Raw genomic sequence first — 14,933 nt, forward strand, 5'->3', positions numbered from 1 at the left:
GGTCAGCCGATCGGGCGAACGGTCGCCGGCACGATCGCGAGCGCGAGGCGTACCGCGTCCCGGTCCTCGAGTCGTCGTCCCGGAGCGTGCTCGACGACGACGCGGCTTCCATCGCTGGTGAGAATCGTCGAACGGCGGACGCTGCCGAGGAAGGTCGAGTCCTCGACCACTCCATCTACCCCGGGCGAATCCGCTCCGACCAGCAGGACGTTCTCGGGGCGCACGACGACCTCGCAGTGACCGTCGTGCGCGGACTCCGCGAGCGGGAGCTCCTGGCCCCACACCTCGACGGTCAGACCTTCGACGATCCCCGGGACCGCGCTCACCGGTCCGAGGACCTCGGCTACCGCGGCATCCGCGATGCGCGCATAGACCTCGTCGGGACCGCCCGCGGCCGCGATGCGGCCTCGGTCCATGACGACGAGATGGTCGGCGACGGCCGCGGCCTCGGCGGTGTCTCGCGTCGCCCAGAGGGTCGTGACACCTCGGTCGCGGAGTTCGCGGAGCAGCCGGTCCCGCATCTCGGCGCGCGCGGTCGTGTGCAGCGCCGCGAGCGCGTCGTCGAGGAGGAGGGCCCGGGGTCGCCCGGCCAGCGTGCGCGCCAGCGCCCAGCGTTGCCGATCACCGAGCGAGAGGCGGTGCACGCTCTTGTCGGCGGAGCCGAGGCCCAGGAGGTCGAGGAGTCGATCGGTCTCCTTCTCGGGGTCGTCATCGCCGGCGTGCCGAGCCGCTGCGACGATCGCCGCACGGACGCGTCCGAACCGCGCGACGGGCGTGCGGTCGCGAACCTCCGGGATGCGCGGCGCTGCAGCCCCCGAGCGTCCCTCGACCGTCACCGTGCCGGCATCCGGTCGTTGCGTGCCGCTCACGACGCGCAGCAGGGTCGAGGCGCCGCAGCCCGACGGCCCGACGACGGCGACGATCGTGCCGGGGGCGACATCGAGATCGATGCCGCGGAGGACCGGCACTCCGGCGCGTTCGCGGTGCACGCCCCGGAGCGAGATGGACCACCCCGAGCCCGGCGACTCCCCGACGGGTGTCGGATCCACGGGGGTGACGGCGACCATTTGCTCACGCTAAAGAGAGCGCGTGACGCACGAACGCCCGGGGGGTGAACCCCGGGCGTCGTCCACTCGAACCTTTACGGAGCGAGGCGGGTGGGTCCGCGGAAGAGGAAGGTGACCTCGCGGATCGACGACTCGCCGAGCATCAGCATCAGGATGCGCGCGAGGCCCATGCCGAAGCCACCGTGCGGCGGGGCGCCGAAGCGGAAGAAGTCGAGGTAGAAGTCGAGGTGCTCGGGGTCGAGACCCTTCTCTTTCGCCTGCTCGATCAGCACGTCGACGCGGTGCTCGCGCTGCGCGCCGGTCGTGATCTCGACGCCGTTGAACAGCAGGTCGTACGACTTGGTGAGACCGGTCTCTTCGTCGCGCATGTGGTAGAAGGCGCGGATCTCGGGGTGGTAGTCGGTGATGAACACGAACGGGTGGCCGAAGGTCTCGCGCACGTGCGCGGCGATCTGCCGCTCGCCCTCGGGGTCGAGGTCGCCGTCGGTGCGGGGGATGTCGTAGCCGCGGGCGGCGACGATCTCGCGGGCCTCTGCCAGCGGGATGCGCGGGAACGGCACGGCGGGCACCTCGACCTCGACGCCGAACAGCTCGCGGATCTCGTCGCCGTGCTTGTCGGCCACGGCCTGGAACGCCGTGTGCAGGAGCTCCTCCTGCATCCGGGCGACGTCCTCGTGGGAGTCGATCCAGCTGATCTCGGCGTCGATGGAGGTGAACTCGGTCGCGTGACGGCTGGTGAACGAGGGGTCGGCGCGGAAGGCGGGCGCGATCTCGAAGATCTTGCCGAAGCCGGCGACCTGGGCCATCTGCTTGAAGAACTGCGGGCTCTGCGCGAGGTAGGCCGTCTTGTCCTCGAAGTAGGGCACCTCGAACAGCTCGGCGTTGGACTCCGAGGGGGATGCCATGAGCTTGGGGGAGTGCACCTCGATGTAGTCGCGCTCCACCCAGTACGTGCGCATGGCGTGCTCGAGGGTCGTCTGCACGCGGAAGATGAGGTTGTTGCGGCGCTGACGCAGGTCGATGAAGCGCCAGTCCATCCGCTTGTCGGGGCTGCTGTCGGCGGCGATCGGGGTCTCGGGGTTTGCGGCGGCCGCGATCTCGAGCTCGCCGACCTTGATCTCGACGCCGCCGAGCTTGACGCGCTCGTCGTGCTTGAGCTCGCCACGCACGGTCAGGAACGTGCCGGTCGCGAGGGCCCCGATCGTCTCGGTCAAGGCGAGGGCGGCGGCATCCTGCTCCGTCTCTTCGGAGGGACGCGTCGCCGGGTTGACCAACTGCACGGCGCCGGTCTCGTCGCGCAGGACGACGAACTGCACCTTCTTCTGGTCGCGCACGGTTTCGACCCATCCCGACACCTCGACGGGGCCGGCGGGGAGGGATTTCAGCTGGTTGACCAGGACGCGTTCGCTCACGATCGACCAGTCTACGTGCGTGGTCCTCACCCGACCCGGCGCAAACCTACGATGGGGGCGTGACCTTCTCGATGCCGCCCGAGTCGTTCCGTACGCTTCGGCCGGAACCGGCGGCGCGCACCTCACGGGGGTGGGACGTCGCCCTCACGATCGTGCCGCTCGTGCTGCTGCCGCTTCTGGCGCTCGCCGCCTCGTACGCCGGGGTGCTCCTGGCGTTCGCGTCCGACGCCTGCGGCTCGACGACCTGCAACACCGGGCTGATGAACATCGGCTTCTGGACGGCGGTCATCTCGCCCTGGGTCGTCCTCGTGATCGGGGTGATCGTCGCGATCGTGCGACTCGTTCGTCGTCGCCTCGCGTTCTGGGTGCCGCTGGTCACCGTCGTCGCCGTCGTCGCGGTCTGGTTCGTCGCCGCAGCCCTCGTGGGCGCCGGGGTCTCGGCATCCTGATCCGCTCGGGGGCAACCCCCAGGTAGCGCGGGCACACGCGACCTACCCTGGGAGCGGGCGTCCGCACCGGGCGGCCGATCACCGAGCGCGAAGGCACCCGATGACCGACACCACCCTCTCTCTCGCCCCGATGCGGTCGACTTCCGGCTCCGGGGGCGAACAGTCCTGGCTGACGTCGCTCGCGGACTGGACCGTCTCGCTCATGGAGATCATCGGCCCCGTCGGCGCCGGTGTCGCCATCGCCCTCGAGAACCTCTTCCCCCCGCTGCCCAGCGAGGTCGTGCTGCCGATGGCGGGGCTCACCGCCAGCCGCGGCTCCTTCACGCTGTTCGAGGCGCTGCTGTGGACGACGGTCGGCTCGGTCGTCGGTGCGTTCATGCTCTACGGCCTGGGTCGCTGGCTCGGCGCGGCACGACTGCGCGCGTTCGCCGCGAAGATGCCGCTCCTGCACCCCGAAGACGTCGACCGCACGATCGCGTGGTTCGAGCGGCACGGGGGCAAGGCGGTGTTCTTCGGGCGGATGATTCCGATCTTCCGGAGCCTCATCTCGATCCCCGCCGGGGTGGCGAAGATGCCGCTGTGGCGCTTCGGCCTGCTCACCGGTGCGGGCAGCCTCATCTGGAACACGATCTTCGTGCTCTCGGGTTTCCTGCTGGGCGAGAACTGGCACATCGTCGAGGAGTACGCCTCGATCCTTCAGTACGTGGTCATCGCCGCCGTCGCGATCGGCGTCGCGTGGTTCGTCTTCTCGCGCGTGCGCTCACTGCTCGCCTCGCAGCGCGCGGGCGGCCGAGACGAGGCCGCATCCGCGCGACGCGACGCCTGAGGGGCTGACCACGGGGTATCTCCACGTCGAAGCAACCGGCATCCGGACTCAGTCAGACCACAGAACCCGCCCGTAGACTGGCGATGTGCCCGCCGACCGCCTTCATCTCGTGCGCCACGGAGAGGTCCACAACCCCCGTCGCGTGCTCTACGGTCGGCTTCCCGGATTCGGCCTGAGCGTCGACGGGCGCCGGATGGCGCGCCAGGCGGCCGAGTACGTGAAGGGCCTCGAACGCCCGGTCGACGCCCTCGTGGTCTCGCCGCTCCAGCGCACGCGGGAGTCGGCCGAGCCCTTCGAAGAGCTGTTCGGCATCGAGCCCTACATCGACGACCGGGTCATCGAGCCGACCAATGTCTTCGAGGGTCGGCGCATGAAACAGGCCTTGGCGAATCCGCTCAACTGGCGGCACCTGAGCCGCCCCGCCGTTCCCAGCTGGGGCGAGCCGTACGAGCGCATCGTGGCTCGCATGACCGCCGCGATGACGGACGCCTGGAATCGCGTTCCCTCGGGCGACGTCGTCGTCGTGTCGCACCAACTCCCCATCTGGGTGACGCACCTCGCCCTGTCCCACCAACCCACCCGCCACGACCCCCGCAAGCGCCGCTGCGCGCTGTCGAGCGTGACGAGCTTCGAGCGGCGAGACGGCGCTGACGGCTCGCCGCGCTGGGTCGAGGTGGCGTACGCCGAGCCGGCGAGCACCGCCGGAGCCGTCGATGTAGGAGCCGTCTGATGCGCAGAATCCTCACCGCCGCGGCGTCGATCGCCGCTGCGGCCGCCCTCGTCGTGGGTCTGTCCGCGTGCTCGGAAGACCCGCTCGCCGCGCAGTACCGCGCGGGCGACAACAAGGGCTACATCGCGGCCAACGGCTTCCAGACCGATGAGATCGCTCCGGAGAACCGCACGGAGCCCGTGGAGTTCGCCGGCACCCTCGACAACGGCTCCGCCGTCTCGAGCGCCGACTTCGCCGGCAAGGTGCTCGTCGTCAACTTCTGGTACGCCACGTGCGGTCCGTGCATCATCGAGGCCCCGCGCCTTGAGCAGGCCTACCAGAGCTTCCAGGGGCAGGACGTGGCCTTCCTCGGCATCAACACCTACGACCAGCCGGCCACCGCCCTGTCGTTCGCGCGCGACCACGGGGTGTCGTACTCCAGCGCCATGGCCGTCGGCGACGCCCAGCTCAAGCTCGCGTTCACCGGTGCGACGCCGCTGAACGCCACCCCCACGACCCTCGTGCTCGACAAGCAGGGTCGTGTCGCCGCCCGCATCGTCGGCGAGCTGCCCGAGGCCTCGATCCTCGAGTCGATCGTGCGCACGCTGGTCGCGGAGAACGCGTGAACCCGGGCGCCCTCGTCTTCGACGGGGCGCTGTGGATCGCCGTTCCCATCGCTCTCGCCGCCGGCCTCATCTCGTTCCTCTCGCCCTGCGTCCTGCCGCTCGTGCCGGGATACCTCGGCTATATCGGCGGTGCCGTCGCACCGCGCGGGGGTTCGGCATCCGCCTCCGGCAAAGGCCGCCTGCTCGGCGGGACCCTCCTGTTCATCGCCGGGTTCACCCTGGTGTTCATGGCGATCAACGTCCTCGGCGGAGCGCTCGGCCGCTTCTTCATCGAGTACGCCGACCTCATCACCCGCGTCATGGGTGTCGTCATCATCATCATGGGACTGGTCTTCATCGGTCTCTTCGGCCTCGCGCAGCGCTCGGTGCGGATGCAGTCCCGTGGCAACCTCGGCCTCATCGGTGCCCCGCTGCTGGGCATCGCCCTCGGCATCGGCTGGACGCCCTGCATCGGCCCGACGCTCACGGCGATCCTGTCGGTGTCGTACAACCTGGGAGACCCCGGCCGCGCCGCGCTCCTGGGGCTGGCGTACTCGCTGGGTCTCGGCATCCCTTTCGTGCTCCTCGCCCTCGGATTCGGGTGGGCGACGAAGTCGGTGGCGTTCGTTCGCACGCACATCCGTGTCGTGAACCTCATCGGCGGAGCGCTTCTGATCGTGCTCGGACTGCTCATGGTGACCGGGTTCTGGGGCCAGTGGATGTCGACCCTGCAGGGGGTGATCGGCAATGTCCAGCTCCCGCTCTGATCGTTCCGACCGAGGTGACACCGTGACCGACCCGCTGCGCCCCTCCGACTACGCCGACTCGACGGCCGACGAGGTCACCCAGCCGCGCCTCGGGGTCGTCGGGTGGCTGCGCTGGGGGTGGCGCCAGCTGACGTCGATGCGCACCGCCCTCGTGCTGCTGCTGCTGCTCGCGATCGCGGCCGTTCCGGGCTCTCTCGTGCCGCAGCGCACCGCCGACCCGAACGGCGTCACGCAGTACTTCACCGACAATCCCGACCTCGCACCGGTGCTCGACAAGCTCAGCCTGTTCGACGTCTACAGCTCGCCGTGGTTCTCGGCCATCTACCTGCTGCTGTTCATCTCGCTCATCGGGTGCGTGCTGCCGCGGACGAAGCATCACTGGAAGGCCCTGCGCTCACAGCCTCCCCGCACCCCCGCGCGACTGTCGCGGCTGGACGACCACCGCACTCGCACGATCGAGGTGGAGGGCGACGCGGATGCCGCGGCCGCGGCCGCCGTGGACAGTGCGGCCGCACAGCTGCGCAAGAGCGGCTATCGCGTGGCCCGCTACGACTCGCGGGGCAGTTTCTCGGTGTCGGCGGAGCGCGGCTACCTGCGCGAGACCGGAAATCTGCTGTTCCACGGCGCGCTCGTGGGCGTCCTCATCGCCGTGGGGGTCGGCGGCGGCTTCACCTACACCGGTCAGCGCGTGCTCGTGGAAGGACAGGCGTTCAGCAACAGCCTGCTCGACTACTCCTCCTTCAATCCCGGTCGCTTCGTCGGCGGCGACACCCTCACGCCGTACTCGATGACCCTCGACAAGTTCGACGTCACCTACGTCCCGCCCGGGCAGCCCGGTTCGGGGCAGGCCGGCAACTTCGTCGCGCACGTGACGACCCAGGCTCCCGGCGGCGACGCACAAGACGGCGAAGTGCGGGTCAACCACCCCCTCGACGTGCAGGGCGATCGCGTGTACCTCCTCGGCAACGGCTATGCCCCGACCGTCACCATCCGCAACGCCCAGGGCGAAGAGGTGTTCCACGACTCGGTCGCCTTCCTGCCTCAGGATGCCAACATGACCTCGCTCGGCGTGATCAAAGTGGCCGATGGGCTTCCGCAGCAGCTCGGTCTGCTCGGCTTCTTCTACCCGACGATGGACGTGCTGGATTCGGGGGCCCTGACCTCGACATACGGTGCGCTCGAGTACCCGACGCTCACATTGCGCGTGTACGAGGGTGACCTCGGCATCGACGACGGCACGCCCCGGTCGGTGTACACGCTCGACCCCTCCGGCATGACCCAGATCGCCGGCGGCGACAGCGGTAACCCGGCGATCCAGCTCATGCCGGGCCAGACCGAGGACCTTCCCAACGGCCTCGGCACGATCACCTTCGAGAACGAGGCTCCGGCGGGAGCCGTGGGCTACGAGCAGTCGGTGAAACGCTTCGCCTCGCTGTCGATCCACCGCGATCTCGCCGGCCCCTGGGTGCTGGGCTTCGCGCTGCTGGCCCTGTTCGGTCTGCTCGCCGCACTCTTCGTGCCGCGCCGACGCATGTGGGTCAAGGCGACCCCGCGCGATGGCGTCGTCGAGATTGAGTACGCCGGCCTCGCCCGCGGTGAAGACCCGACCCTCGCGGCCGCCGTCGACCAGCTCGCCGACAAGCACGGCGCGACCCTTCCCACCCAGAGCCACCCCGACACCGGAAAAGTAGACTGACACCATGCCCGGAACCGACCCGCTTCTCCTCGACGAGATCTCCCTCCTCCTGGTGTGGACGGCGGTCGCCATCTACGTGCTGGCGTTCTTCGCCTACGCCATCGACCTCGCGCGTCGCTCCGACCTCGCGCTGAAGGCGAAAGACGAGGTCGTCGCGCGCGAGCTCGTCACCGCGGGCGGCGGGGGAGTGATCGGCGGATCCGCCGGTTCAACGGCATCCGGGACCTCCTCCGGCCAGCCCCGGTACCTCTGGGCTCGCCTCGGAACCGTGCTCACGGCGCTCGGCTTCGTCTTCCACCTCGTCGCGACGGTGTTGCGCGGTGTCGCCGCCGGACGCGTGCCGTGGTCAAACATGTACGAGTTCGCCCTGACCGGTCTGCTGCTGATCATCGCGGTGTACCTGGCTGTGCTGACCCGGTACGACCTGCGCTTCCTGGGCTCGCTCATGACCGGCCTCGCGGTGCTGCTGCTGGGCGGGGCGACCCTCGCCTTCCACGTCGAGGTCGTGCCCCTGGCCGACCCGCTCAAGTCGGTCTGGCTCGTCGTGCACGTGTTCGTCGCGAGCTTGGCGACGGCGTTGTTCGCTCTGGCGTTCGGCTTGTCGGTCGTCCAGCTCATCCAGACGCGGCGTGAGCGCAAGCTCGCCGAAGCCCCCGCGGATGCCGAGACGAAGCGCAGCTTCCTGCGCACGGTTCCGAACGCCGATGCGCTCGAGTCGCTGGCCTACCGTTTCGCGATCGTCGGGTTCATCTTCTGGACCTTCACCCTGATCGCCGGCTCCATTTGGGCCAATGACGCGTGGGGCCGGTTCTGGGGCTTCGACACGAAGGAAGTCTGGACCTTCGTCATCTGGGTGCTGTACGCCGGATACATCCACGCCCGCGCCACCCGCGGGTGGCGCGGCACCCGCTCGGCCTGGCTGTCGATCATCGGTTTCACCGCGGTGCTGTTCAACTTCACGATCGTCAACGTCTTCTTCAAGGGTCTGCACGCCTACAGCGGCCTGACGACCTGACGCGGGCGCGCGCGCCGCGCGGGCGCCCGCTGGGCACCGCGCAGCGCTCGGGCGCGCGCCGTGCCCGTCCCCCTGTTGAGTGTCCAAAACACCCGGACGATTTTCGAATCCGTCCGCGTGTTTTGGACACTCAACGTGCGTTTGCGCGGCTGCACGCACCATGTGGGCGGCGGGTGGTCATGAGGGCGCGACGGAGCCCGGCCAGCCTCGCGATATCAGAGCTCGTCGCGTCGGGTCGACGACACGGGCGTAGGGTTCGCGAAGGTGGTGGTCGAGCACGCGGATGAGGATCCAGCCCTGTCCGGCGATGGCCGGCCACCGGTCGGCATCCCGTCGGAACTGCGTCAGGTCGGCATGCTGGCGCCCGTCATACTCCACCGCGACACGGTAGGCGGGGTAGGCCATGTCGAGGCGGGCGACGAAGCGCCCCGCTGCGTCGCGGAGCACCCAGTTCAGCTCGGGCTCCGGCAGGCCCGCGCGCACGATCACAAGACGGACGGCTGATTCGCGAGGTGACTCGGCTCCCGCACGAAGGAACGGTACTGCCGCTGCCAGCGCCTTCACACCCCGGCGGCGCGGGCGCTCGGCGGCCTCGACCAGGTCTGCGTGATCAGCGAGACCGGCCGTCAGGAGCGCATCGCCCGCGGCGACGAGGTGGTCCTCCCCGAGGGAAGGGGCGAGTTGCGCCCACGTTTCGGCGGGATTCCCGACGGGAAGGCCGTGGCGCAGCGTCAGGAGGTCGGGCGACATCTCGAGTCGGTGCCCGATGATGCCTCGCGTGCGGGGCTCCCGCCCGGGCGCGATCGCCGATACGTGCAGGTGTTCCGGCGCGGGGCCGGGCAGCGGCACGCCCCACAGCAGCGCCGCGGTTTGATGGCTGAAGAACTGCGCCCCGGTGAGCCTGGGCTCGTAAGCGCGGCATCGGTCGACGGTGGTGGCGAGATCCATCGAGGTGCGCGTCCCATGGAACGGTGCGCTGAGGTCCATCGCTGTCAGACGATCGCGCGGAACCCCGAGCCGTTTAGCCTCGCGCACGGTGAAGGACGTCCCGAGTTCTACGGGGAGTGGTCGGCGTCGCATGCACCCACTTCAGCGCGTGGCGGCGTGGGCCCGCGTGCCTCACCGGCCCGATTGTGGACGGTTCCAAGAACGCGGGTGCCGGGGAGGAGTCGCCACGCGCGGCCGTCGACGCTCATGCCCGCCTGTTGAGTGTCCAAAACACCCGGACGGTTTTGAGATTCGTCCGGGTGTTTTGGACACTCAACACTCAACAGGCGGGAGCGGGAGCGGGAGCGGGAGCGGGAGCGGGAGCGGGAGCGGGAGCGGGAGCGGGAGCGGGAGCGGGAGCGGGACCCGGGCCGGTCAGCCCGCGGTCGCGACCGCGGCTCGCGCCGACACCGTGCGGCGACGCACCACCACCAGCGTCGTCACCACCAGCGCCAGCACCGCCCAGACCACCAGACCCGCGGCCCCCGCTCCCACGCCACCGACGGCCGAGAGGGCGCCGAGCATCGCGTTGTAGGCGGGGGAGGTCGGCAACAGCGTGGCGAAGGCCGCGAGCACCGGCGGCACCGTCGAGACGATGCTGGTCGCCAGAGCCAGCGCTCCGACGATCGCCGCGACCCAGCGCCCCGCGCCACCGAACAGCGCGACCAGCGCCTGGTTGACGGCCGCGAAGGCCACGCCGGCGACGATGCAGATCACCGCGAACCGGGCCCAGTCGCCCCAGTCGTAGTCCGAGGCGACCTGCACCACGCCCGCGACCAGCAGTCCCTGCACGGCTCCGACGATCGCGGCGGGGGTGAACCCGCGCAGCGCGACGAGCGCCGAGGGGCGACGGCTGGTGAGGGCGCGGGCCGAGACCGCCTGGAACACCACGAACGAAGCGAGAGCGCCGAACCACAGCACGGCCATCGCCAGCAGCGGCACCGCCGCGACACCGAACAGCGAGTTGCTGCTTCCCGTTGCCGAGACGGGGTCGGCGACGACGTCGGCGAGGTTCGTGGCCTGCGCGTCGGTGTAGGTGGGCAGCTTCGACACCGCGGCGTCCAGACCGTCAGCGAGCGACGTCGTGCCCGTCGCGACCTGGTTGACGCCGTCCGCGAGCTGGGCGGCTCCGGTCTGTGCGTCGGAGGCTCCGGATGCCACCTGCCCGGCGCCCGAGGCCAGGGCCGAGGCTCCCGTGCCGAACTGGCGGGCGCCGTCGGCGAGCTTCGTGGCTCCGCCGGCGATGCCGTCCATGCCGCCGGCGATGGTGGTGATGCCCTTCGCGGCGTCGTAGCCGCCATCGGCGAGCTTCTGGTTCGCCTCGGCGAGGGCGCTGAAACCGGCGGGGAGTTTGGAGGCCCCCGCCGAGAGGTCGCCGATCTGCGTCACCGCCTGTTTCGCCTTCGGCAGGGCCGCGTTGGCGTTGTCGGATGCCGTGCGCAGAGCCGCGCACTGCTCGGGGGTGCCGGTGCAGTCGTCGGCCGCTTTCTGGAGGGCGGCCGCGGCGTCGGTGAGAGCGGAGCTGATCTGCGGCGCCGCGTTCGCCAGCTGTTGCGCGTTCTGGGCGAAGCTCGGCGGGATCTGCGCGGCGAGGGCGCCGATCTGCTTCGCCAGTTCGGCGTTGCCGTCGGCGAGCTTCGTGACCCCTGCCGCCGCCGAGCGCGTTCCCCCGGCCAGTGCTTCCGCGCCGCTCGAGAGCTGGTCTGCGCCGCTGGCGAGAGGACCGGCTCCCGCGGCGAGCTTCGCGGCGCCGTCGGACAGACCGGTTGCGCCGGTGGAGAGCTGCCCCAGCCCGTCGCGGAGGCTCCCGGCGCCGTCGGCCGCTCGAGAGGCCCCGTCGGCGAGCTGGTGGGCGCCGCTCGCGGCCGTGCCGAGCTGGTCGCTCAGGGTGGTGAACCCGAGGAAGACGTTCTTCAGGTACTGCGACGACAGCGTGCTGCCGTAGACGTCGGAGGCGGTGGATGCCAGCGCTCCGGTGATCGCGCCGTCGACGACGCGCGCGTTGGGTGCCGTCTGCACACCGATCGTGGCCTTCTCGGGCGTCTCGCCCGGTCGGGTGGAGAGCGAGGCGGCCGTGAAGTTCTCGGGGATCGTGACGACGGCGGTGTACGTGCCGTCCTTGAGGCCGGCCGCGGCGTCTTCGTCGTTCGAGATGACCCAGTCGATGTTGCTCGGCTGGTCATCGGCTCCCTTGACGAGGCCACCGGTCAGCTGTCGCCCGAGAGGGACGAGCTGACCGTTGAGTTCCACGGCCTTGTCGTCGTTGACGATCGCGGCCGTGATGTTCTCGAGGCGGTCGGTGGGCTTGTACAGCGCGCCGACGAGGATGCCGCCGATGACGGCGGGCAGCAGCAGCACACCGATGAGCGTGAGCCAGGTGACGGGGCGGCGCGAACGGGAGCGCTCGACGGGGAGAGTCATGCGAACACCTCGGAGAGATCGGCGAAGGTTTCGGGTTCGGGGCGGTGGCGACGCGGGGTCGGCAGGGCGAGGGTCGTGACGTCGGGGCGCTGCGCTTGGGCGAGCAGGGCGAGAGCCAGGCGTTCGTCGCGGGCCGACACGATGAGCGTGAAGGGCGACGAGGCGTCGTCGCTGCGCTCGCGCGCATCGGTTGCGGCTCGGCGAAGCACCTGGGCCACGTCTTCCCGGGCATCGTCGTCGAGGCGGTCGATGTCCGACACCAGCACGACCCGCGTGCCGCGCGAGGCGGCTCGGGCGATGTCGGCCGCGGCTTCGGTGGGGTCGTCCAGCAGGGCGACGCCGACGCGCGAGCGCACGGCCCCGGCGCGCTCGGGTACGAGGAGTCCGTCGACGCGCAGGCGTCCATCGATCTGCGACATCCGTCCCGACAGGGCGAGCAGCAGGGCTCGCGTCGTGCGGGTCTCACCGGTCACGAGCAGGGTTTCGCCGTAGGGCAGTCGCAGCGACAGGTCCGAGAAGACCGGCTCCTCGGCATCCGTGGATCCGACCGTGCGCAGGTCGTCGGCGGCGATCGCGATCGAGGGCTCGCTCGGCCAGTCGGCCAGGCGCACCTCGCGTTCGACCGCTTCGCCTTCGACGTCGAGCTTCGGCAGCAACCGGTCGAGCCAACGGGGCATCCACCACGCTTTCGCGCCCAGCAGCGCGAGGATCGCCGGCACCAGTGTCATGCGCACCAGGAATGCGTCCACCGCGACGCCCACGGCCAGGCCCAGGGCGATCGGCTTGAGGCTCGAGTCCCCCTCGGGTACGAAGGCGACGAAGACGGCGAACATGATGACGGCGGCGGCGACGACCACGCGGGCGGATGCCGAGAACCCGCTGCGGACGGCTCCGAGGGCGATCTCGCGCGGCGTGCGGCCTTCGCGGTCGGCGTGCACGTAGTCCTCGCGCATGCGCGAGACGAGGAACACCTGGTAGTCCATCGCGAGCCCGAACAGCACGCCCATGACGACGATGGGCATGAAGCTGATGATCGGTCCGACCTTGGCCACGTGCAGAGCGTCGGCGAACCAGCCCCACTCGAACACCGCGGCCACGACGCCGAACGACGCGGCGACGGACAGCAGATAGCCGCCGGCGGCCGTGAGCGGCACCCAGACCGAGCGGAACACGATCATCAGCAGCACGAGCGACAGCCCCACCACGAACAGACCGAAAGGCAGCAGGGCGGCGCCCAGCTGGTCGGAGATGTCGATCGTGACGGCGGTGTAGCCGGTGACGAGCAGGTGCACGCCGAACTGGTCGTACAGGCGCGGTTCGGCGGCGCGGAGCTCGCGCACGAGGTCGGCGGTGCGCGGGTCGTCGGGGGCCGTCTCGGGCACGATCTGCACGATGCCGGTGTCGGCCGTCGCGTTGGGGGTGGCCAGGGCCACCTTGGCGACCCCCGGGATCTTCGCGATCTCCTCACCGATGCTCGTCATGAGATTCAGCGGGTCGTTCGAGGTGACGATCGTGCCGGTCATGATGAGCGGGCCGTTGGCGCCGGGGCCGAAGTACTCGTCGGTCAGCTCGTACGCCACGCGCGCCTCGTCGCCCTGGGGTAGTTGACCGGCGTTGGGCAGGGTGAGGGCGAGCGAGGCCGCGGGGATCGCGGTCACACCGAGCAGGCCGATCACCGCGACGGTGGTGACGACCGGATGCCGCGTCACCAGCCCCACCCAGCGCTGGGCGGGGCCTGTCCGTCCGGCGCGCGAAGCTGCCGCGGTGGTCTCCCTCTCGCGCTCCGCGTCGGCGTCGGCTTCCTGCGGGGGCGACATGCCGCGTCGGAGGCGCGCGGCCTTCGACCGGCTGTACCCCCAACCCACGACGCGGTGTCCGGCGAACCCGAGGAACGCGGGGGTGAGCGTCAGGCCCACGCACACCGCGATCGCCACGGCGACGGAGGCCGCGATGCCCATGGTCGTCAGGAACGGGATGCCGGCGAAGCTCAGCCCGATGAGCGCGATGAGCACCGTGATGCCGGCGAACACGACGGCCGACCCCGCGGTGCCGACGGCGCGGGCGGTCGACTCCTCGGGGTCCATCCCCGCGCGGGTCTGGTCCTGATGTCGCGACACGATGAACAGGGCGTAGTCGATGCCGACCGCCAGGCCCAGCATGACCGCCAGCAGCGGGGTGGTCGACGACACGGTCGCGAACCCGGTCGCGATGAAGATGAGGCCGATCGACAGCGCGACGCCGAGGATCGCGGTGGCCAACGGCATCCCGGCCACCAGGAACGAGCGGAACGTCACCATGAGCACGAGCGCGGCGATCAGTACGCCGAGTGCCTCGGTCAGCGAGGCGCCGGGGATCTCGGTGGCGAAGAGCTGGCCACCCAGGATCGCCTGCGACCCCGAGGGGAGCTCCTGCCCCAGGGCGGTGGTCGCGTCCCGCAGGGCGTCCTTGGTGGCGGCGGGCACCTCGGTCGATTCGCCGGCGAACTGGATTCGGACGATCGCGGCTCGGCCGTCGTCGGAGATCCCGCCCGAGATGCGTGCGTCGTAGGGGTCGGTGACGGCTTCGACGAAGTCGAGTCGACCGATATCGGTCGACGCCTTCTGAACGGCATCCTGATAGTTCTTATCGCGCACGCTCGTGCCGTCGGCCGAGACGACGATGATCTGGGCGCTCGCCCCGCTGACCTGGGGGAAGGTGCGCCCGAGCATCTCGAGACCGGCCTGCGACTCGGTTCCCGGGATCGAGAAGGTGTTGTCGGTGCCCTTGGCGAACACGGCGACGCCGCCGCCCGCGATCACGAGGATCAGCAACCAGCCCGTCAGCACGCGCCAGGGGTGGCGGAACGACCAGCGGCCCAGGGTGTACAGGAATGTCGACACGGCGGCTCCCACGATCGGTGAACGAGTCGATACATCACCGTATCGGATACATCAATGTATCGTAGACCTCGTGGGTGGGACCCCGGCTGGACGTCCACCT

Annotated in this window: 12 protein-coding genes; 7 read left to right on the forward strand and 5 right to left on the reverse strand. The window is 70.3% G+C overall.

Annotated elements, in window-relative coordinates; translation table 11 throughout:
- Nucleotides 1-2: 2 nt before the first annotated feature.
- A complete protein-coding gene (locus AB6V29_RS04670; protein WP_369357297.1) occupies nt 3-1,067 on the reverse strand; it encodes an ATP-binding cassette domain-containing protein in 1,065 nt (354 codons plus the stop codon).
- 74 nt (nt 1,068-1,141) lie between these two features.
- Nucleotides 1,142-2,479 (reverse strand): aspartate--tRNA(Asn) ligase, encoded by a 1,338-nt coding sequence (gene aspS / locus AB6V29_RS04675; RefSeq protein ID WP_210073114.1) that lies wholly within the window; start codon nt 2,477-2,479, stop codon nt 1,142-1,144.
- Nucleotides 2,480-2,538: 59 nt separating this feature from the next.
- Between aspS and AB6V29_RS04680 the strand changes: the two genes are divergently transcribed.
- The 7 genes from AB6V29_RS04680 to ccsB all read left to right on the forward strand — a co-directional run bounded on the left by AB6V29_RS04680 (nt 2,539) and on the right by ccsB (nt 8,546).
- On the forward strand, nt 2,539-2,928 hold the full coding sequence (locus AB6V29_RS04680) for a hypothetical protein (RefSeq protein WP_369357298.1): 390 nt from the start codon (nt 2,539-2,541) through the stop codon (nt 2,926-2,928).
- Between the two features lie 100 nt (nt 2,929-3,028).
- Nucleotides 3,029-3,754 carry a DedA family protein gene (locus tag AB6V29_RS04685; protein ID WP_369357299.1) on the forward strand — a complete coding sequence of 242 codons (726 nt, stop codon included), beginning with the start codon at nt 3,029-3,031 and terminating at the stop codon, nt 3,752-3,754.
- Nucleotides 3,755-3,839: 85 nt separating this feature from the next.
- On the forward strand, nt 3,840-4,484 hold the full coding sequence (locus AB6V29_RS04690; RefSeq protein ID WP_369357300.1) for a histidine phosphatase family protein: 645 nt from the start codon (nt 3,840-3,842) through the stop codon (nt 4,482-4,484).
- On the forward strand, nt 4,484-5,089 hold the full coding sequence (locus AB6V29_RS04695; RefSeq protein WP_369357301.1) for a TlpA family protein disulfide reductase: 606 nt from the start codon (nt 4,484-4,486) through the stop codon (nt 5,087-5,089). The genes AB6V29_RS04690 and AB6V29_RS04695 overlap by 1 nt, the downstream gene beginning before the upstream one ends.
- Nucleotides 5,086-5,835, forward strand: coding sequence for a cytochrome c biogenesis CcdA family protein (locus AB6V29_RS04700; protein ID WP_267788042.1), 750 nt, complete (start codon nt 5,086-5,088; stop codon nt 5,833-5,835). Before AB6V29_RS04695 ends, AB6V29_RS04700 begins: the two co-directional genes overlap by 4 nt.
- Nucleotides 5,816-7,531, forward strand: coding sequence for a cytochrome c biogenesis protein ResB (locus tag AB6V29_RS04705; RefSeq protein ID WP_369357302.1), 1,716 nt, complete (start codon nt 5,816-5,818; stop codon nt 7,529-7,531). The genes AB6V29_RS04700 and AB6V29_RS04705 overlap by 20 nt, the downstream gene beginning before the upstream one ends.
- A 4-nt stretch (nt 7,532-7,535) precedes the next feature.
- The gene (gene ccsB, locus AB6V29_RS04710; protein WP_267788039.1) at nt 7,536-8,546 is read left to right on the forward strand and encodes a c-type cytochrome biogenesis protein CcsB; all 1,011 of its coding nucleotides are present in this window, start codon (nt 7,536-7,538) and stop codon (nt 8,544-8,546) included.
- A 177-nt stretch (nt 8,547-8,723) separates the two neighbouring features.
- On the opposite strand, the gene AB6V29_RS04715 is transcribed toward ccsB, so the two are convergent.
- From AB6V29_RS04715 to AB6V29_RS04725, 3 genes are all read right to left on the reverse strand, one after another.
- Nucleotides 8,724-9,533, reverse strand: coding sequence for a hypothetical protein (locus tag AB6V29_RS04715; RefSeq protein WP_369357303.1), 810 nt, complete (start codon nt 9,531-9,533; stop codon nt 8,724-8,726).
- A gap of 375 nt (nt 9,534-9,908) precedes the next feature.
- Nucleotides 9,909-11,954, reverse strand: coding sequence for a YhgE/Pip domain-containing protein (locus tag AB6V29_RS04720; protein WP_369357304.1), 2,046 nt, complete (start codon nt 11,952-11,954; stop codon nt 9,909-9,911).
- Entirely contained in the window at nt 11,951-14,833 is a 2,883-nt protein-coding gene (locus AB6V29_RS04725) for an MMPL family transporter (RefSeq protein WP_369357305.1), read from the reverse strand. The genes AB6V29_RS04720 and AB6V29_RS04725 overlap by 4 nt, the downstream gene beginning before the upstream one ends.
- Nucleotides 14,834-14,933 lie beyond the last annotated feature (100 nt).

This window comes from Microbacterium sp. 20-116, from assembly GCF_041079415.1.
In the GTDB taxonomy this organism is placed as follows: domain Bacteria; phylum Actinomycetota; class Actinomycetes; order Actinomycetales; family Microbacteriaceae; genus Microbacterium.